We start from the raw sequence: 19,552 nt of genomic DNA on the forward strand, positions 1-19,552 counted from the left end.
GCATCCGCCGCGCCGTCAGCATCCATCATCCGGGGTGAGCGATGCAGATCGACACGTACACCGATCATCTCAAGGGCGCGATCCAGGCCGCCCAGAGCCTGGCCCAGCGCAATGGCCATCAGCGGCTCACGCCGCTCCACCTCCTGAAGGCGCTGCTCGACGACGCGGACGGCCTGGCGAAGTCGTTGATCCAGTCCGCGGGCGGCCGCCCCGAGGCGCTCGCGTCGGAACTGGACAGCGAGCTGGCGAAGCTTCCGAGCGTCGGGGGCTCCGGTGCCGGCCAGATCTTCATGGCGCCCGAAACCGCGCGCCTGTTCGACCAGGCCGAGGAGCGGGCGCGGGCGGCCGGGGACAGCTTCGTCACGGTCGAAACCCTGCTTCTGGCCCTGGCCGAGACCCCGGACGGGCCGGGCGCGCTCCTCCGGGAGGCGGGCGTGACGCCGGACGCCCTCAAGGGCGCCATCGCGGAATTGCGGAAGGGGCGCCGGGCCGACAGCGCGTCGGCCGAGGACGGCTACGAGGCCTTGCGGAAATACACGCGCGATTTCACGGAGGATGCCCGCCAGGGCAAGCTCGATCCGGTGATCGGACGCGACGGGGAGATCCGGCGCACCGTCGAGGTTCTCTCGCGCCGGACGAAGAACAATCCCGTGCTGATCGGCGAGCCGGGCGTCGGCAAGACCGCGATCGTCGAAGGGCTCGCCCAGCGCATGGTCAACGGCGACGTCCCCGACACCCTGAAGGATCGCCGTCTCCTGTCCCTCGATCTCGGGTCTCTCCTGGCCGGCGCGAAGTACCGGGGCGAGTTCGAGGAGCGGTTGAAGGCCGTCCTGCAGGAGGTCTCGGCCTCGGCCGACGTCATCCTGTTCATCGACGAGCTGCATACCCTCGTCGGGGCCGGGAAGGCCGAGGGGGCGATGGATGCCTCCAACATGCTGAAGCCGGCCCTGGCCCGGGGCGAGCTGCACTGCATCGGCGCGACCACCCTGGATGAGTATCGCAAGAACATCGAGAAGGACGCCGCGCTCGCCCGCCGTTTCCAGCCGGTGTTCGTGGGCGAGCCCTCCGTCGAGGAGACGATCTCCATCCTGCGCGGCCTGAAGGAGAAGTACGAGCTCCATCACGGCGTGCGGATCACCGACAGCGCGATCGTCGCGGCCGCCACGCTGTCCCACCGCTACATCGCCGACCGGTTCCTGCCCGACAAGGCGATCGACCTCGTCGACGAGGCCGCGAGCCGGCTCCGGATCGCCGCGGAGTCGAAGCCCCGGGAGCTCGACGAGATCGACCGCCGCGTGATCCAGCTCAAGATCGAGCGGGAGGCCCTGAAGAAGGAGACGGATCCGGCCGCCCGGGAGCGTCTGAAGCGGGTCGAGGACGAGCTCGCGACCCTGGAGGCGCAGCAATCCGAGCTGACGGCGCAATGGCAGGCCGAGAAGGCGAAGCTCGGAGAGACCAAGCAGCTGAAGGAACAGGCCGAGCAGGCCAGGATCGAACTCGAGCAGGTGGAGCGGCGGGGCGACCTGACCCGCGCGGGCGAGCTGCTCTACGCGGTGATCCCGCAACTGGAGAAGCGCCTCGCGGACGCGATGCAGGCGAGCCAGAGCCGGCTGATCAAGCAGGAGGTCACGGCCGAGGACATCGCTGCCGTGGTCTCGCGCTGGACGGGCATTCCCGTCACGCGGATGCTCGAAGGCGAGCGCGACAAGCTGATGGCGATGGAGGACAAGCTGGGCCAGCGCGTGGTCGGCCAGGAACCGGCGGTGGTGGCCGTGTCCGACGCGGTCCGGCGGGCCCGTGCGGGCCTGCAGGACCCGAACCGGCCGATCGGCTCCTTCCTGTTCCTGGGGCCGACCGGCGTCGGCAAGACCGAATTGTGCAAGGCGTTGGCCGAATTCCTGTTCGACGACGACCGGGCGATGCTGCGCGTCGACATGTCCGAATTCATGGAGAAGCACGCGGTTTCACGGCTCGTCGGCGCGCCGCCCGGCTATGTCGGCTACGAGGAGGGCGGCGTCCTGACGGAGGCAATCCGGCGGCGCCCCTATCAGGTGATCCTGTTCGACGAGGTCGAGAAGGCGCACCCGGATGTCTTCAACATCCTGCTGCAGGTGCTCGACGACGGGCGGCTGACGGACGGGCAGGGCAACACGGTCGATTTCCGCAACACGATCATCGTCCTGACCTCGAACCTCGGCGCCGAGTTCCTGGCCGCCCTGATGGAGGGCCAGCCGGCCGAGGCGGCCCGCGAGCAGGTCATGGAGGTCGTGCGCCGCGCATTCCGGCCGGAGTTCCTCAACCGGCTCGACGAGATCATCCTGTTCAACCGCCTCGGCCGCAGCGACATGCGCCGGATCGTCGACATCCAGCTCGAAGGCCTGGAACGGCGGCTCGCCGAGCGCAAGATCGTCCTGCAGGTCGAGGCAGCGGCCAAGGACTGGCTCGCCAATGCCGGCTACGATCCGGTCTACGGCGCGCGGCCCCTCAAGCGGGTGATCCAGCGCCATCTCCAGAACCCGCTGGCCAAGATGCTCCTGGCGGGGGTGATCCGGGACGGCGAACCGGTTCCAGTCTCGGTCCTCAACGGCCAGCTCACGGTCAAGGGCGCGAGCCTGGCTCAGGCGGCCTGACATCCCCCGTGCCGACAGGAGTCCAGATATGGCCGAGACGCCTACGGATCCAGCGAGCGCTCCACCCGGCCCCGCCGGCCAGTCCCCGCCGCCGGAGGCCGGCGCGGCGAGCGCGGCCCCTCAACCGGAAGCGGACGCGACCGCGGCCCTGCGAGCCGAGAACGCGGCGCTTCAGGACCGCGTCCTGCGGGCCCTGGCCGAGGCCGACAACACCCGGCGTCGGGCGGCGCGCGACGTGGCGGATGAGCGGCTTTTCGCCGTGACGAGCCTCGCCCGGGCGCTTCTGCCGGTGCTGGACAACCTGCGCCGGGCCATCGTCACGTCGGAGGAGCCGCCGTCGCAGGACGCGTCGCTCGTCGAGGGGGTGCGCGCCACGGAACGTCTCCTGATCGGCGCCCTCGCGGGCGTCGGCGTGCAGCGGGTCGAGGCCCGTGGCGCCCCGTTCGACCCGGCGCGGCACGAGGCCATGATGGAGGTCGATGATCCGACGACAGCGCCCGGGACCGTTCACGACGTCCTGGAGGAGGGCTACGTCCTCCACGACCGGCTGCTCCGCCCCGCCCGGGTCACCGTGACCCGCCGCGGCATGGCCCGGGACCATCACACAGAGGCCAATCCCTAGGACATCGACCGCAACGGGTGCGGGCTTCGCCACACGACGGTGCAGGGAGAAAGCGTTGAGCGACAATCCCTATGCGATTCTCGGTGTGAAGCCCGATGCCTCCCCGGAGCAGATCCAAAAGACCTACCGCAAGCTCGCGCGCAAACTGCATCCCGACCTGAACCCGGGCAACGCGGAGGCGGAAGAGCAGTTCAAGAACGTGTCGCGCGCCTATGACCTGTTGCAGGACCCGGAGAAGCGCGCGCGGTTCGATCGGGGCGAGATCGACATCTCCGGCGTCGAGCGGCCCCGGCAGCGCTCCTATCGCGACTTCTCGGAGCCGTCCTCCGACCATGCCTATGCGAGCGACGCCGGATTTGCCGATTTCGATACCGACGACCTCCTCGCCGAGATCTTCGGACGCCGGGGCCGGTCGACTGTCCGGCGCCGGGGCGCCGATACCCGCTACCATCTCGACCTCGATTTCCTCGATGCGGTCGAAGGCGCCACCCGCTCGGTGACCCTGCCGGACGGCACGACGCTCGACGTCCGCATCCCGCCGGGCACGCGTGACGGACAGACCCTGCGCCTGCGCGGCAAGGGCGAGCCGGGTCGAAACGGCGCGCCACCCGGCGATGCGCTGATCGCGATCGGCGTCCGCCCGCACCCGGTCTTCCGGCGCGTGGGCGACGACATCCATTTCGAGCAGGGCGTTCCGCTGCACGTGGCGGTGCTCGGCGGTCGGATCGTCGTGTCACCCCCGTCCGGGCCCGTCACCCTGACGGTCCCGAAATGGAGCACATCGGGCAAAGTCCTTCGCCTCAAAGGCAAGGGCGTCCCGCGCTCGGACGGGACCGCGGGGGATGCCTACGTCACGCTGCTGATCAAGCTGCCGGAGAAGCCCGATCCCGAACTCGAACGCGCGATCGCCGCGTGGCATCGGACTGAGTGAAGAGGGGACGGTATGGACGCGCGCGAATTCGAGGCTCGGTCGGACCTGCCCCCCGACACGCTGGAGATCTGGCTCGACAGCGGCTGGCTCCGACCGGCGTCCCGGGAGGGCGTCCGGTACTACGTCGAGATCGATGTGGCCAGGGCCCAATTGATCCGGGATCTGCAGGCTGATCTCGGGATCAACGACGACGGCATCGCGGTCGTGCTCGACCTCATCGATCAGGTCGGCGGCTTGCGGCATGTGCTGCGGGCGATCGTCCGGGCCCTGCAGGCGCAGCCCGACCTCGTCCGCCGGCAGATCGTCGAGGCCTGCGCGAAGGGCCGATCCTGATGCCGAACTGACCGGCGTCAGGGCCGCTCTGCGGCTGACCGGCTAATCCAACGCGCGCCCGCCACCTCGACCGAGGCTGCGAGCCGGACCGGATTCGGACCGGCGGTCGCGTCCGCGGTCTCTGGGATACCTCGGAAGGAACAGGCACATGGCCAAGCTCGGACTTCTCGTCATCCTGAACGCCAAGCCCGGACAGGAAGCGGCCGTCGAGGCGTTTCTGAGGGACAGCCGGCCCATCGTGCAGGACGAGCCGGGAACCATCGCTTGGTTCGGCCTCCGGTTCGGCCCATCCACCTTCGGGATCTTCGATGCGTTTCCCGACGAAGCGGGACGGGAAGCCCACCTCTCTGGCCGCGTGGCGGCGGCCCTGATGGAGCGAGCGCCCGATCTGTTCACCTCGGCCCCACAGATCGAAAAGCTCGACGTGCTCGCAGCGAAGCTGCCCTGAGACGCGGATCGGAGTTTTCAGCAGGGCTTGCCCGGAAGATCCGTCAGCGACCGGCCGCTGAGGTGCCGGCGGACGCCGCTCTGCGTCCGCGCGCGCGGGACGCAACCACCGAAGGAGACGTCGCAATGGCGCGCGTGGTCAGATTTCATCGCACCGGTGGACCGGAGGTGCTGCAGGTCGACGATCTCGCGGTCGGTGAACCGCAGCGCGGCGAGATGCGCGTCCGCATCGAGGCGATCGGTCTCAACCGCGCCGAGGCGATGTTCCGGTCGGGCGCCTATCTCGAAGCGCCGCGCCTGCCCGCGCGCCTCGGCTACGAAGCCTCCGCGACGATCGAGGCCCTGGGCGAGGGCGTCGACGGCTTCGCGCCGGGCGATGCCGTCAGTGTCATTCCGGCCTTTTCCATGAACGATTACGGCGTCTACGCCGACACGGCCCTCGTGCCGGACTACGGCGTCGTCCAGCGCCCGGCCGGCCTCTCGGCGATCGAGGCGGCGGCGGTCTGGATGGCCTACCTCACGGCCTGGGGTGCGCTCATCGATATCGGTCATCTCGGCCGGGGCGACGCGGTCATCATTCCGGCGGCGTCCTCGAGCGTCGGTCTCGCGGCGATCCAGATCGCGCGGAGCGTCGGCGCGATCCCGATCGCGACGACCCGGACGCGTTCCAAGGCGGCGGCGCTGGCAGAGGCCGGCGCCGCGCAGGTTGTCGTCACGTCCGAGCAGAACCTCGTCGCCGAGGTCAGCCGCGCGACCGGAGGCAAGGGCGCGCGCCTGGTGTTCGACCCGGTGGCGGGGCCCGAGGTCGAGACGCTCGCCCAGGCGATGAGCCACCGCGGCGTCCTCCTCGTCTACGGCGCCCTGTCGAGCGCACCCACCCCGTTCCCGGTCATCGCAGCGATGCAGAAGGCTCTCACGCTGCGGGGCTACACCCTGTTCGAGTTCATCCGGGACCCGGAACGACTGGCCCGCGCCTCGGCCTTCATCGACGATGGACTGGCCAGCGGGAGCCTCAAGCCGACGATCGCGAAGACTTTCCCGCTCGACGCGATCGTCGACGCGCATGCCTACATGGAATCGAACGCACAGTTCGGGAAGATCGTCGTCACCGTCTCGCCCTGACATCACGGTCCTCGACGGGCGCGGCCGAGGATGGCGAACGCCCGCGGCCCGATGTCGGCCGTCGCAAGGCGATCGTGTCCCAGGTTATAGTTGGTCTTCTCAAGAGGGACTAAGGAACAGGTTCTTCGGCGGAGCGTCCGCAGATCGCATGCGCGCCGCCCCTCGGCACACATCATTGGCCGCTCGACATGCCGTGAAAGATCATGGGCCATCTATCGGACACCGCGTCACAAGGCCCGGATGGCGCCCACGCATTCGGCAGTCTGGTCGAGCATACGGTGTGGCTTTCCGCCCAGAAGGAAGCCTTTCAGACCGCCATCAACGGCGCGCCGCTGGCCGAGTCCCTGGGCATCCTCGTGGACACGGCCTGCTCCCCGTCCGGCGGCGACCTTCGCGCCGCCTTCTACCTGACCGATCCGGGCGGCACCGGGCTGCAGCACGTCATCGGCATGCCCGAGCCCTATGCCCTGGCCGTCGTGAGCGGCATCACGATCGGGCCGGACTCGCTCGCGTGCGGTCTGGCGGTCTTCACCGGCCAGCCGGTCATCACCGTCGACGTGCGGACGGACCCACGCTGGCAGCCCTGGCTCTGGTTGGCCGAAGAGCACGGATTCCGGGCCGTCTGGTCGTTCCCGACACAAACCGCAACGGGGCGGGTCGTCGGCACCTTCGCCGTGTACTTCCGCGAGCCCCGTGAGCCCACGCCCCGCGATCACGACTTCGCCACCGCCCTGACCCAAACCGCGGCGATCATCATCGCGCAGCATTGGCACGCCGCGGACCTGATCGAACGGCGCATCGCGGAGGTGGCGCTGCGCGCGAGCGAGGAGCGCTTCCGGGCCGTGGCCGAGCAAGCCGAGGCCGGCATCGTCATCATCGATACCGCCCATCGGATCAGCTTCGTCAACGATCGCTACTGCGAGATACTGGGGCGGACGCGCGATGATCTGCTCGGCCGCACCGTGCAGGAGCTGACCCATCCGGACGACTGGGCGTTCAACGAACCCCTCTACCAGCGCGCCATGACAGACGGCGCATCCTTCACCATCGAGAAGCGCTACCTGCGTCCGGAGGGTGCGGCCGTGTGGGTGCGCAACGTCGTCAGCGCCCTTCGCGATGGGACGGGTGCCATCGTCGGTGGCCTTGCGGTCTCGATCGACGTCACCGAACGCCATCAGGCCGAGGCGGCCCTGCGCGAGAGCGAGGAGCGCTTCCGGCGCTTCGCCGAGCATTCGGCCAACGTGCTCTGGCTCGCCGATCTGGAGAGCGGCGGACTCGACTACCTCAGCCCGGCTTTCACGCATGTCTGGGGTATGCCTCCCGAAGACATGCCGGATATCGCGAGCTGGCTCCTGAACGTTCACCCCGAGGACCGCGACGCCGCCGCGCAGGCGATCGCGCGCGTCGGCTGTGGCGAGACACTCGTGCTGGAGTACCGCATCCAGCGCGCCTCGGACCACGCGGTGCGCCGCATCCGCGATACCTTCTTCCCGATCCCCGGCCTCGACGGGCGGATCCGGTCTGCGGGTGGGATCGCGCAGGACGTCACCGGCGACACGGGCCTGCGCGCCTACGTGGTCGCGGCCGGGGATGACGCCCGGTGTGGGCTCGTCGGCACGCTGCAGGCCGCCGGGTACCAGGCGCAGGCTTTCGCGAGCGATCAGGCCTTCCTCAAGATGGCGGGTTCGCTGATACCGGGCTGCGTCGTCCTCAGCCTGGGCGATGCCGGCGGCCTCTCTGTCGTGAGCGAGTTGAAGGCGGCACGCACGCATCTGCCCGTCGTGGCGATCGGCGTGAGCGGGACCGATGTCGGCTTCGGGGTCCGCGTGATGAAGGCGGGTGCGGTCGATTACCTTGAAGCCCCCTGGACGCCGGAGGCTCTGCTGTTCGCGGTGAGAACAGCGCTCGCCGAACTCCACGCCGAAGCGGATCGCGTGCGCGGGGGCGACGACGCCCGCAACCGGATCGGAGCGCTGTCCGGGCGCGAGCGCGAGGTGCTGGAGGGTTTGCTTGCGGGCGGGACCAACAAGACCATCGCCCGGACGCTGGGCTTGAGCCCGCGCACCGTGGAGATCCACCGTGCCCGCGTCATGGAAGCGCTCGGTGCCCGTACGCTGCCCGAGGCCGTTCTCATCGCGACCGCCGCTGACGTGCGTCCCACCCCGCACGACGGCCACTAGGTCGAAGCCCGGCGCGTGAACGGGATAGGGGCCGCTTTCGGCCACTCGGCCGGCCCCGGCCGCTGCCGAGATCCGGACCTCCTCGATCCAACCCGTGTCGGCTGGTGCCGGTGGGCGGTGCATCCCCGGAAGAGGTCCACATTGCCCACAGAGGAACACCCTGGGCCTCAACCGGATAGGGTGACGACCGACAGCATGGACTCCGCTCGCCTGGCAGACAGCTTCAGGTCAGGAGAGCGCGATGCGAGCCGTCGTCTATAACGGCCCCCGCGACGTCGCCGTGCAGGACGTGCCCGACGCGCGGATCGAGCGGCCGACCGACGTGCCGGTGCGGATCACGAGCACCATCTGTGGTCCCGAAGCCGACGGCACGGGCTTCGAGAGTCGGTCGCTTGATGCGCGAGGCAAGCTGAGAACGACGAGGGGAGGCTTCCATGAGCGATCAGGCGATCAAAGACGCTCTCGACCTGCATTGGGCCGCCTCCGATGCTGACGATTTCGAGGCAGAGCACCGGATCTATCGTGACGACGCCGTGCTTGAATATCCTCAATCCGGCGAGCGCATCACCGGGCGGCGCAACATCCAGGCATCTCGTACGGCGCAACCCAACAGGAAACGGTTTGCCGTGCGACGGATTGTCGGCTCTGGTGATCTGTGGGTGACGGAGTACCTGCTCACGTATGACGGAAAGCCGTCCTATACGGTGAGCATCATGGAGTTCCGGGACGGGCAAGTCGTTCGAGAAACGCAATATTTCGGCGATCCATTCGCCCCGGGAGACTCACGTTCGCAATGGGTTGAGCCAATGGGCTGACTTCGCGCTTCGGACGGGCTGCGGGACCTGCCGAGCGGCAAGGGTCCGCCGTCTGGATCGGCCGCCTGCACCCGTCGGCTACCCGGATCCGGCCGTTCGGCTACCCTTGGCCGCGACCATGCAGTAGCCTCGCAACTGGCCCGGTTCAAAATACCGGCCCGGTCAACGGGCCGGGAAGCCTGCTGCCGCACTGTGCGGCCACCGCTCGACGGAGATGTCTCGTGAGTCACGATGAGGATCGGACCGCCCTGGTGACCGGGGCGGCACGCGGCATCGGTCTCGCCACGGCGGAACGCTTTCTCGCGGACGGATGGCGTGTGGCCCTCCTCGACATCGACGGCACTGCCGTCGAGGCGGCCGCCGCACGGCTCGACCGGTCCGAGCGTGTTCTCGCCGTGACGGCGGACGTCTCGGACCCGCACGCGGTGGCCTCGGCGGTGGCAACGATCACGGACCGGTTCGGACGCCTGGACGCCCTGATTAACAATGCCGGCATTGCGGTCTTCAAGCCGCTGACGGAGACGACCTTCGCGGATTGGTCGCGGGTGCTCGCCGTCAATCTGTCGGGACCATTCCTCTGTACCCAGGCGGCAATTCCGCTCCTGGCGCGGCGGGGCGGCGCGATCGTGAACATCACGTCGATCTCCGGCCTGCGCGCCTCGACGTTGCGGACGGCCTACGGGACCAGCAAGGCCGCGCTCGCCCATCTCACCAAGCAGCAAGCTGTCGAGTTGGCGCAATTCGGGATCCGCGTGAACGCGGTCGCCCCGGGTCCGGTCGACACCGCCATGGCCAAGGCGGTCCACAGCGCCGAGATCCGGGCGGATTACCACGACGCCGTGCCGCTCGGGCGCTACGGCCTGGAGACGGAGCTTGCGAACGCCATCGTCTATCTCTGCTCCGACGGCGCATCCTACGTGACCGGGCAGGAGCTCGCCGTCGACGGAGGGTTCGAGGCGACGGGCATCGGTCTGAGCACGCTGCGTCGCGAAAGGCGGGATTGAACCGCCGAAGCCGATAATCGAAGGGCGGCGCAGGCCTGAATCGGCCGATCGGCGTCGCCGGCGTCGTCACGAGAATCGTCCGGCGAGAACGCTTCGTTCTCCTAGGGCGGGTCGGTGCCGACGCTCCTGCGAGCCAGGATCCGCCGAAGGAGACACGGAGCAAGGAACACCTGGACTATTGTCTATGAGCAGGCTGCAACCTGCGCTTTGGCCTGATTGCCCAGACGGGCGCTGATCAGCGCGCCTGCGACGACGTCGCAGCGCTGTCATTCTTTGCTCTACACTTTGTCCTTCGGCGGCTCGCGGCGTCCATGACGGACGCCGAGACGCGTTGGACCTGCGACGCTCAGCGCGCGATCATCTCGCGGATGCGCGCGGCCAAGGCATCGACCGCGAAGGGCTTGGTCAGGATCGCCATGCCGGGTTCGAGTTCGCCGTTGCCGACGAGGGCCGTCTCCGCGAAGCCGGTGATGAACAGCACCTTCAGGTCGGGCCGGCCCACCCGCGCCGCGTCTGCCATCTGGCGGCCGTTCATCCCGCCGGGCAGGCCGACATCCGTCACCAGCAGGTCGATGCGGGCCTCCGATTGCAGGAGCCTCAGCCCGCCCGCGCTGTCCGCGGCCTCGATCGCCGTGTAGCCGAGGTCGCTGAGCACGTCGGTCACCAGCATGCGCACGGTCGGCTCGTCGTCCACGATCAGCACGGTCTCGCCCGCCCCGGCGGGGGCCATCGGACGCTTGTCCAGGTGGAGGCCGTCCGCGTCCGCCTCGCCCCGGTGCCGCGGCAGGTAGATGCACACCGTCGTGCCCGCCCCCACCGCGGAATTGATCCGCACCTGCCCGCCCGACTGCTTGGCGAAGCCGTAGATCATCGAGAGGCCGAGCCCGGTGCCCTGGCCCAGGGGCTTGGTGGTGAAGAAGGGGTCGAAGGCCCGGGCGACGATCTCGGGCGGCATGCCGATGCCGGTGTCGCTCACGCACAGCGAGAGGTACTGCCCCTCCGGCATGTCCTGCGCCGCGGCCTGGGGGCGCTCGATCCAGCGGTTGTCGGTCTGGATGGTGATCCGGCCGCCGCCCGGCATCGCGTCCCGCGCGTTGATGCAGAGGTTCAGAAGCGCGTTCTCGAGCTGGGACGGGTCCGCCAGCGCGGGCCAGAGGCCCTCCGCACCGATGTGGCGCACCTCCACGCTCGGCCCCACCGTGCGCTGGATCAGGTCGAGCATTCCGTCCACCAGCCTGTTCACGTCGACCGCCTTGGGCGCCAGCGTCTGACGGCGCGAGAAGGCGAGCAGGCGGTGGGTGAGCGCGGCGGCGCGTCTCGAGGCCCCCTGGGCGGCGGCGATGTACTTGCCGATCTCCGTGAACCGGCCCTGGCCGATGCGGGACTCGATCAGCTCCAGCGAACCCGAGATGCCCGCCAGGAGGTTGTTGAAGTCGTGGGCCAATCCGCCGGTAAGCTGGCCCACCGCCTCCATCTTCTGCGATTGGCGCAACGCCTCTTCCATGCGGGCGCCTTCCTCGCCGGCGCGGCGCAGGCGATCGGTCGCGTCCTGCAGGTCCCGCGTCCGTTCCGCGACCCGGGCTTCCAGCGAGGCGTTGAGACGTCCGATCTCACGCTGCGTGCGGCGTTGGCGCAGCGCGGCGAAGCCGAGCAGGGCGGTCGCCAGAAGCCCCCCGCCGCCGACGAGCCAGACCTCCGGGAGTGCCGACATGCGGTCCGGGGAGACCCGTTGCTCGAACAGGACGGTCCAGGTGCGACCGCCGAGCTCGAGGGTCGCCTTCCGCGTCAGGCGGCCCGGCGAGGCGGACGCCGTCCGCGCGGACCGGTGCAGCAAGGTCTCCGCGCTCGGCGCGCCGTCGTAGACCGCGAAGGCGGCATCCTCCTGGACCTCGGCCGCCACGAAGCTGTCGAACAGGTCGTCGGCCCGGAACGCGCCGAAGACGAAGCCCAGGAAGCGCCGGCGCCGCTCGGAGAGGTCGGGCGGAACGGCGCCGCCGCTATAGACCGGCATGGCGACGAGGAAGCCGGCCTGCTTGTTCGCGTCGATCTCCTGCACGAGCTGGATGCGCGCCGAGGCGGCCGGCAGGCCGGTGTCGCGCGCGCGCTCGACCATGTCGCGGCGAACGGGGTCGGACATCACGTCGTAGCCGATCGCGGCCTGGTTGCGCGGGTTCGGCGGCTCGGCGAACAGGATCGGACTGATCAGCGGATTGTCCGTCGGCGGGCGCACGTGGAAGCCGGCGACGCCCAGGGCCTCCGCGCGCGCGGCGAAGCGCTCCCGTTCGGAGGCCGCCATGGTCGGGGTGAAGCCGATGCCGAGGAAGCCGGGATATTGGGTCTGGAACTCGATCCGTTGCACGTAGGCCCGGAACTCGGCCAGGGTGACCGTGTCCTTGCTCGCTGCAAACAGCCCGGCTCCGCCGCGCAGGAGGGCTGTGTAGGTGCGGAACTGGTCCTCCAGCGTGCGCAGCTCGATCTCTGTGGCGTGCTGGAAGGTCAGTCCTTCGCGCAGCTCCGCCGCTCGCCAGGTCAGGGCGGTGCCCAATCCCGTCGCGAGCAATCCCGCGGCGACGACGGCGGACGGTATCCAGCGCGCCGCGCCGGGTGCGGTATGGGGCGGATGGGCGGCACGGCTCTGCGAGGGGGAACGCTGGTGCACTGGAAGAGAGACCGGACGAAGGAGGGCAGCCCGTCGGACCGGGCGGCGGTGGCATGGGCGCCCATGGTGGCGTCATCCGGGCGGATTGGCGAGCCGGACCACGATCGTGGACGGCCGCGCGGGCGCCGGGTCACGGCCCGCCACGCAGCGCGGTGGCGAGGGACGGCCGTCCGTTCCCGAGGCGAGGATCCGCCCGGCTTGGCGGAAGTCTGTCGGAGGCGATGCGATCCCGGATGCCGGGTGAGGGCGCTGGCGGCTTGGTCGGCCAGCCGGAAGCCGGTGCACGCCTGTCGCCCCGGACCCGCGGCCGCAAGCAATCCGGCCGCCATCACCTGTCCACGATGGGCGAAGCCTGCGATGCGCTCCCGCTCAATCCTCGCCCTCCCGTGGATCGCCTGACCGGCGACCGATCCTGCGGACCGCATGACCTGTTCGATCCGCGGTGTAGAGAGCGACCGACGGCTGAGCGAAACCCGTCGTCGAATAAGGGGGCGCGGTGCAAGCCGGAAGGGCAGGGGCCGGGCAATAAAAAACCCGCCCGGTTCTAACCTAGCGGGTTGAAATAGGTGGCTGGGGGACCTGGATTCGAACCAGGACTAGAGGAGTCAGAGTCCACCGTTCTACCGTTAAACTATCCCCCACCGAGAGCTTTGGAAACACGTCGTTCCAAGTGCTGTTCGGCATTCCGTTCGCGGCGCTGAGAGCTCGCTCACCGGAGCGACCTCCCCTTAAGGGCATTGCTCGTGGAGGTCAACCGGCTCCCGGGGGACTGGCGATCCTGCCGTCCGTCGGGGTAGCGGGCGAGGGCCGAGAGGGGAGGGCCCTCGGAGCCTGAAGGCCGTGTTCCGCCGCAGGTCGGTCCGGCCGGTGTCAGAGGTGCTTCAGCCCGAAGCTCTCGAGAAGCGGCAGGAGCTCGTCGCGGGCCCGCAGGCGGTGATGGTGGGCCTGGGCCTGGGCCTGCGCCGCATCCCCGAGGCGGATCGCCTCGACGATGGCGCGATGCTCGATCACCGACGCGCCGAGCTCGCGCCGGAGCTTCAGGGTCAGCATCCGGGCGCGGTGAGACTGGTCGTTGATGGTCTGGATGATCCGGCTCATGCGCCCGTTGCCCGCGCGCTCCACCAGCAGCCGGTGGAAGCCGGCATCCGCCTGTCCCCAGGCCGGAAGGTCGCGCGCCTGCCAAGCCTCGGCCATGACCTCGGTGTGGTCGGCGAGTTCGGCGGCGATCGATCCCCGCTCCGCCTCCGGCAGGGCCGCCAGCAGCTCGGCCGCGCGCGCCTCGATCGCGATGATGACGTCGTAGATCTCGCGCATGTCCTCGGGCGCGAGGGCGCAGATCAGGACGCCGCGGCGCGGCAGAACCCGGACGAGGCCATCCTCCTGCAGGCGGATCACCGCCTCGTGGACCGGGGTCCGGCTCATCCCGAACCGCAGGGCGATCTCCTGCTCCGAGGCTTGGTAGCCCGGCGCGAAGGTCGAATCCTGGATCGCGAGCTTGAGGGCCGCGTAGGCATCGTCGACGAGCGAGGGCCGCCGCTCCGCCTCCGGGCTGTCCCGCCGCTCCGCCGCAGATCGTCCCCGAGCCATCGCACCCTCCGCGTCGCCCGTCCTAGCACCTTCCATGCAAGGTTCAATACGGGCTTGACAGGCCGTCCGGATGGCGATCAATTTACGCCATCTTGCATGCAAGTTGGCGCACACAGACCGACGCGTGCCGGAACTCCGGGAGGACAGGATGGACGCCGCGCTCGAGCGAACCACCATGCGCCGGGTCGCATGGCGATTGGTTCCCTTCATCTGCCTGCTCTACTTCATCGCCTTCATCGACCGCGTGAATATCGGCTTCGCGGCCCTGACGATGAACAAGGATCTCGGCTTCTCCGCCTCCGTCTTCGGGTTCGGAGCCGGGGTGTTCTTCTTCGGCTATTTCCTGTTCGAGGTGCCCTCGAACATCATCCTGCACAAGGTCGGCGCGCGCTTGTGGATCGCCCGGGTGATGATCAGCTGGGGCCTGATCTCGGGCGGTTTCGCCTTCATCACGGGCGAGATGAGCTTCTACGTCATGCGCTTCCTGCTCGGCGCGGCGGAAGCCGGCTTCTTCCCCGGCATCATCCTCTACCTGAGCTACTGGTTTCCGGCCCGCTATCGCGCCGGCGTCGTGTCGCTGTTCATGGCGGCGGCTCCGGTCTCGGTCATGCTCGGCTCGCCCTTGTCCAGCGCGCTCCTCGCGATGGACGGCATCCTGGGGCTGCACGGCTGGCAGTGGATGTTCATCCTCGAGGCCGCCCCGGCCGTCGTGCTCGGCGGGATCGTGCTGGTCTACATGACGGACCGGCCGGAGGCGGCGCGGTGGCTGTCCGACGCGCAGCGCGGCTGGCTCGTCGCGGAGATGAACGCCGAGTCCGCGCTCACGCAGCCGGCCGCCCGGCACGGCCTCCTGAGCGGGCTCGCCGATCCGCGGGTGCTCGCCCTGGCGCTCGTCTATTTCGGCACCTCGGCCGGTCTCTACACGCTGGGGATCTGGGCGCCGCAGATCATCAAGGGCTTCGGCCTGTCCACGATGGCGGTGGGCCTGCTCAACGCCGTGCCGCCGACCCTCGCGGTAATCGCCATGGTCCTGTGGGCCCGCCATTCCGACCGGACCGGCGAGCGCACCTGGCACGTGTTCGTCGCCTGTATCGTCGCCGCCGCCGGGCTGATGCTGGCGGGCGGCGCCGCCTCCGTGGCCGCCGTGGTCGCCGCGCTCAGCCTCGTCAATATCGGGATCAGCGCGGCCAAGCCTCCGCTCTGGGCCATGCCGACGATGTTCCTGTCCGGCTCGGCCGCGGCGGTGGGCATCGCCACCATCAACGCGATCGGGAATCTCGGCGGCTTCGTCGGCCCCTGGGCGATCGGATGGATCAAGGACCGGACGGGCAGCTTCGCCGGCGGCCTGATCTTCGTGGCGGCGCTCCTCGTCCTCTCCGCCCTCGTCACCCTCCTCGTCGCCCGCTCCGGACGGCGCACCGCACTCGCCCGCGCTACCGCCGCGCCCTGACCGCGACCCCGTCTCGAAGGACATTCGCCATGAAGACCTACACCATCGCCGCCATCCCCGCCGACGGCATCGGCATCGAGGTCATCGCCGCCGGCATCGAGGTGCTCGATGTCCTGGCCGAGAAGGCCGGCTCGTTCCGCTTCCGGTTCGATCACTTCGACTGGGGCTCGGACTATTACAAGCGGCACGGCGTGATGATGCCGGCCGACGGGCGCGACCAGATCCGCAACCACGACGCGATCTTCTTCGGCGCGGTCGGCGCCCCGGACGTGCCGGACCATATCACCCTCTGGGGCCTGCGTCTGGCCATCTGCCAGCCCTTCGACCAGTACGCCAACGTCCGCCCGACCCGCATCCTGCCCGGCATCACCAGTCCGCTCCGCCACGTATCGGGCCCGGAACTCGACTGGGTGATCGTGCGCGAGAATTCCGAGGGCGAGTATGCGGGCGTCGGCGGCCGGGTGCATCAGGGCCACCCGAACGAGGTCGCCACCGACGTCTCGATGATGACGCGCTCGGGCGTCGACCGTATCATCCGCTACGCCTTCCGGCTGGCGCAGTCGCGCCCGCGCAAGCTCCTCACCGTGGTGACGAAGTCGAACGCCCAGCGCCACGCCATGGTGATGTGGGACGAGATCGCCGCCGAGGTCGCCCGCGACTTCCCCGACGTGACCTGGGACAAGATGCTGGTCGACGCCATGACGATGCGCATGACGATGAAGCCGCAGACCCTCGACACCATCGTGGCCACCAATCTCCACGCCGACATCCTGTCGGATCTCGCCGCCGCCCTCGCCGGGTCGCTCGGCATCGCGCCGACGGCGAACATCAACCCCGAGCGCACCTACCCGTCGATGTTCGAGCCGATCCACGGCTCGGCCTTCGACATCACCGGACAGGGCATCGCCAACCCGATCGCCACCTTCTGGACGGCCTGCCAGATGCTGGAGCATCTCGGCGAGGCGCCGGCGGCCGAGCGCCTGATGCGGGCGGTGGAGCGCGTCACGGCCGATCCGAGCCTGCACACGCCCGATCTCGGGGGCAGCGCCACCACCCGCATGGTCACGGACGCGGTCATCGCCGCCATCCGGGGCGACAACGCCTGACGCGGCGCGCGCGCCAGACATCGGATGCTCTCGGGCGCGGCGCGGCAGGCCCCTGACGCCGCCGCGCCCGATCTGCAACCTTATGGCAGTATGGATGAGATTTTAAACTGGAGCGTGTACTTCCACGGCCGTTGGAATAGTGATCGCGTCTTCTGTTTGACGCGGAAACTACCCCGATACACCATGGATTAGGAGTTTGGCGCCACGATGCTGGAGCGGTAGCGCGCCTGTCAGGGCTGCGGACGCCCCGTGAATCCAGCTTCGGCGTGCCATGCTCAAGGTGATCGGTTGCTATACGGGAGGGCACGATCCGTGGCTGGTCTGCCTTGCGGCGGCCATCTGCAGCCTCGCGGCGGTCACCTGCATCGAACTGCTCCGGCACGCCGACGAGGCCACCCGGCGACCGCGCCGGGTCTGGCTCTCGATCGCGGCCGTCGCGGGCGGCTCCGGAATCTGGGCGACGCATTTCGTCGCCATGCTGGCCTTCGAACCGGGCCTGCCGAGCGGGTACGATCTCGGCCTGACCGGCCTCTCGCTGGTCTATCCGATCGCCCTGACCGGAGCCGGCCTCGCCCTCGCCCGAGCACGGGCCTTTCCCCTGGCGCCCGCCCTGGGCGGGCTCGTGCTCGGCGGCGGCATCGTGGCCATGCACTACACCGGCATGGCCGCCTTCGAGGTGCCGGGGCGCATCCACTGGGATCCCGGTCTCGTGGCGGCCTCCGTCGCCCTCGGCACGCTCCTCGGCGCGGCCGCTCTGCCCGCCGCGCTGGCCGATCGCGGCCGCAGCCCCGTCGGCCGCTTCGCCGGGAGCCTCCTCCTGCTGGCGGCGATCTGCGGCCACCACTTCACCGCGATGGGCGCGGTGACGATCGTGCCCGATCCCGCCATCGCCGTCTCGGCGGAGGCGCTGCCCGCGCGCTGGCTCGCGGTCGCGGTGGCGGTGGCGAGCCTGACGATCCTGCTCCTCGCCTGCGCCGCGCTCGCGCTCGACATCCGGAACCGGCGTCAGGCCGCGCTGGAGCGCGAGCGGCTGCACAGCCTCGCCAACGCGGCCGTCGAGGGCCTGCTGGTGTGCCGGGGCGACCTGATCGTGACGGCCAACGAGAGCTTCGCCCGGCTCGTCGGCCGCACCCCGGATGACCTTGCGGGGGTTGCGCTGTCGCGCTTCCTGCCGGAGGCGGCCACCCGCCGCGCGGGGGTCGGGCACCCGGATCGATCGGTCGAGGCGGAGCTGGCCGGGGCTGCCGACGGCACCATCCCGGTCGAGCTGATCGTGCGGCCCGTCACCTACGGGCTCCAGCCGCACTACGCGGTCGCCGTGCGCGACCTGCGCGCGCGCCGCCGCGCCGAGGGGCAGATCGCGTTCCTGGCCCATCACGATCCCCTGACCCGGGTCGCGAACCGCGCACGTTTCGCCGAGCGGCTGAACCGGGAGCTCGAGCGCGCGGACGCGACCGGTCGGAAGCTCGCCGTCCTCTGCATGGATCTCGACCGGTTCAAGGAGGTCAACGACCATTTCGGGCACGAGGCCGGCGACGCGATGCTGGTCAGGGTCGCGCAGGTCGTGACCGGCCTCCTCGACGAGGCCGAGATGATCGCCCGGCTCGGGGGCGACGAGTTCGCGGTCCTGATGCCGTGCGAGACCGCCGTCGCGCCGGGGCGGCTGGCCGAGCGCATCCTGGAGGCGCTGCGCGACGGCGGCGCCGACGGCGCGGGCGGGCCGATCGCCGCCAGCCTCGGCATCGCGCTCTATCCCGACGACGCCGCCGAGAGCGCGCCGCTCCTGAACTGCGCCGACATGGCGCTCTACCGCGCCAAGGCGGAGGGCGGAGCCACCGTCCGCTCCTTCGAGGCGGCGATGGGGACGAAGATGCGGGAGCGGCGTCTGATCGAGCACGACATGCGCGACGCCGTCGCGCGGGGCGAGATGCATCTCGCCTACCAGCCCCAGATCGAGGTCCGGACCGGCGCGGTCACGGGGTTCGAGGTGCTGCTGCGCTGGCGCCATCCCGTGCGCGGGCCCGTCTCGCCCGCCCTGTTCGTCCCGATCGCCGAGGACACGGGCGCCATCCTGCCGATCGGCGAATGGGTGCTGCGCGAGGCCTGCCGGGAGGCCACGAGCTGGCCCAACCCGCTGATGGTCGCGGTCAACGTGTCGGCCGTGCAGATCCACGCGCCCCACTTCGTGCCGTGCGTCCAGGAGGTGCTGTTCGAGACCGGCCTCTGCCCCGAGCGGCTGGAGATCGAGATCACCGAGACGGCGCTGATCCGCGATCCCGCCCGGGCGCAAGCGACCCTGCGCAAGCTCAAGGCGCTCGGCGTGCGAATCGCGATGGACGATTTCGGGACGGGCTACTCCTCGCTGTCGAACCTGCGGGCCTACCCCTTCGACAAGATCAAGATCGACGGGTCGTTCATCCGCGCCGTCGACACGAACGCCCAGACGGCGGCGATCGTCCGCTCCGTGCTCGGCCTCGGCCGCGGGCTGGGCCTGCCGGTCCTGGCCGAGGGCGTCGAGACCGAGGGCGAGCTGCGCTTCCTCGCCGACGAGGGCTGCGAATCGGCGCAAGGGTACCTGATCGGCCGGCCGGCGCCGATCGGCGAGTTCGCCCACCACACGCGCGGGGCCGATCCGGATCTCCGGCGCGCCGCGCGGGTGGCGTGAG

Annotated in this window: 14 protein-coding genes and 1 tRNA gene; 12 read left to right on the forward strand and 3 right to left on the reverse strand. The window is 69.8% G+C overall.

The annotated features are described in order from the left end of the window. The first annotated feature begins 41 nt into the window (after positions 1–41). The 9 genes from clpB to ACS5RC_RS03255 all read left to right on the forward strand — a co-directional run bounded on the left by clpB (position 42) and on the right by ACS5RC_RS03255 (position 10,084). Positions 42–2,630 carry an ATP-dependent chaperone ClpB gene (clpB, locus tag ACS5RC_RS03215; protein ID WP_478342361.1) on the forward strand — a complete coding sequence of 863 codons (2,589 nt, stop codon included), beginning with the start codon at positions 42–44 and terminating at the stop codon, positions 2,628–2,630. 28 nt (positions 2,631–2,658) lie between these two features. Continuing rightward, positions 2,659–3,252, forward strand: coding sequence for a nucleotide exchange factor GrpE (locus ACS5RC_RS03220; RefSeq protein ID WP_478342362.1), 594 nt, complete (start codon positions 2,659–2,661; stop codon positions 3,250–3,252). Between the two features lie 55 nt (positions 3,253–3,307). Continuing rightward, the gene (locus ACS5RC_RS03225; protein ID WP_478342363.1) at positions 3,308–4,183 is read left to right on the forward strand and encodes a DnaJ C-terminal domain-containing protein; all 876 of its coding nucleotides are present in this window, start codon (positions 3,308–3,310) and stop codon (positions 4,181–4,183) included. Between the two features lie 12 nt (positions 4,184–4,195). Further along, complete coding sequence (locus ACS5RC_RS03230; RefSeq protein WP_478342364.1) at positions 4,196–4,516, forward strand: MerR family transcriptional regulator; 321 nt, start codon at positions 4,196–4,198, stop codon at positions 4,514–4,516. 148 nt (positions 4,517–4,664) lie between these two features. After that, positions 4,665–4,964, forward strand: coding sequence for a putative quinol monooxygenase (locus ACS5RC_RS03235; RefSeq protein ID WP_478342365.1), 300 nt, complete (start codon positions 4,665–4,667; stop codon positions 4,962–4,964). Positions 4,965–5,089: 125 nt separating this feature from the next. Next, positions 5,090–6,085 (forward strand): zinc-dependent alcohol dehydrogenase family protein, encoded by a 996-nt coding sequence (locus ACS5RC_RS03240; protein WP_478342366.1) that lies wholly within the window; start codon positions 5,090–5,092, stop codon positions 6,083–6,085. 203 nt (positions 6,086–6,288) lie between these two features. After that, positions 6,289–8,265: a PAS domain S-box protein gene (locus ACS5RC_RS03245; protein WP_478342367.1), complete on the forward strand. Its 1,977-nt coding sequence runs from the start codon at positions 6,289–6,291 to the stop codon at positions 8,263–8,265. 434 nt (positions 8,266–8,699) lie between these two features. Further along, on the forward strand, positions 8,700–9,080 hold the full coding sequence (locus ACS5RC_RS03250) for a nuclear transport factor 2 family protein (protein ID WP_478342368.1): 381 nt from the start codon (positions 8,700–8,702) through the stop codon (positions 9,078–9,080). A 221-nt stretch (positions 9,081–9,301) separates the two neighbouring features. After that, on the forward strand, positions 9,302–10,084 hold the full coding sequence (locus ACS5RC_RS03255) for an SDR family NAD(P)-dependent oxidoreductase (protein WP_478342369.1): 783 nt from the start codon (positions 9,302–9,304) through the stop codon (positions 10,082–10,084). A 346-nt stretch (positions 10,085–10,430) separates the two neighbouring features. Here ACS5RC_RS03255 and ACS5RC_RS03260 read toward each other — a convergent pair whose 3' ends face one another. From ACS5RC_RS03260 to ACS5RC_RS03270, 3 genes are all read right to left on the reverse strand, one after another. After that, positions 10,431–12,743 (reverse strand): CHASE domain-containing protein, encoded by a 2,313-nt coding sequence (locus ACS5RC_RS03260; RefSeq protein WP_478342370.1) that lies wholly within the window; start codon positions 12,741–12,743, stop codon positions 10,431–10,433. A 567-nt stretch (positions 12,744–13,310) separates the two neighbouring features. Beyond that, positions 13,311–13,384: transfer RNA gene (locus tag ACS5RC_RS03265), tRNA-Gln, on the reverse strand. 229 nt (positions 13,385–13,613) lie between these two features. Then, positions 13,614–14,330: a GntR family transcriptional regulator gene (locus ACS5RC_RS03270; RefSeq protein WP_478342371.1), complete on the reverse strand. Its 717-nt coding sequence runs from the start codon at positions 14,328–14,330 to the stop codon at positions 13,614–13,616. A 148-nt stretch (positions 14,331–14,478) separates the two neighbouring features. Here ACS5RC_RS03270 and ACS5RC_RS03275 point away from each other — a divergent pair, with 148 nt between their 5' ends. The 3 genes from ACS5RC_RS03275 to ACS5RC_RS03285 all read left to right on the forward strand — a co-directional run bounded on the left by ACS5RC_RS03275 (position 14,479) and on the right by ACS5RC_RS03285 (position 19,551). After that, complete coding sequence (locus tag ACS5RC_RS03275; RefSeq protein ID WP_478342372.1) at positions 14,479–15,780, forward strand: MFS transporter; 1,302 nt, start codon at positions 14,479–14,481, stop codon at positions 15,778–15,780. A gap of 29 nt (positions 15,781–15,809) precedes the next feature. Beyond that, entirely contained in the window at positions 15,810–16,886 is a 1,077-nt protein-coding gene (locus ACS5RC_RS03280) for a tartrate dehydrogenase (protein WP_478342373.1), read from the forward strand. 271 nt (positions 16,887–17,157) lie between these two features. Then, complete coding sequence (locus ACS5RC_RS03285; protein ID WP_478342374.1) at positions 17,158–19,551, forward strand: bifunctional diguanylate cyclase/phosphodiesterase; 2,394 nt, start codon at positions 17,158–17,160, stop codon at positions 19,549–19,551. The last annotated feature ends 1 nt before the right edge of the window (position 19,552 follow it).

Source organism: Methylobacterium sp. HJ2 (assembly GCF_056431005.1).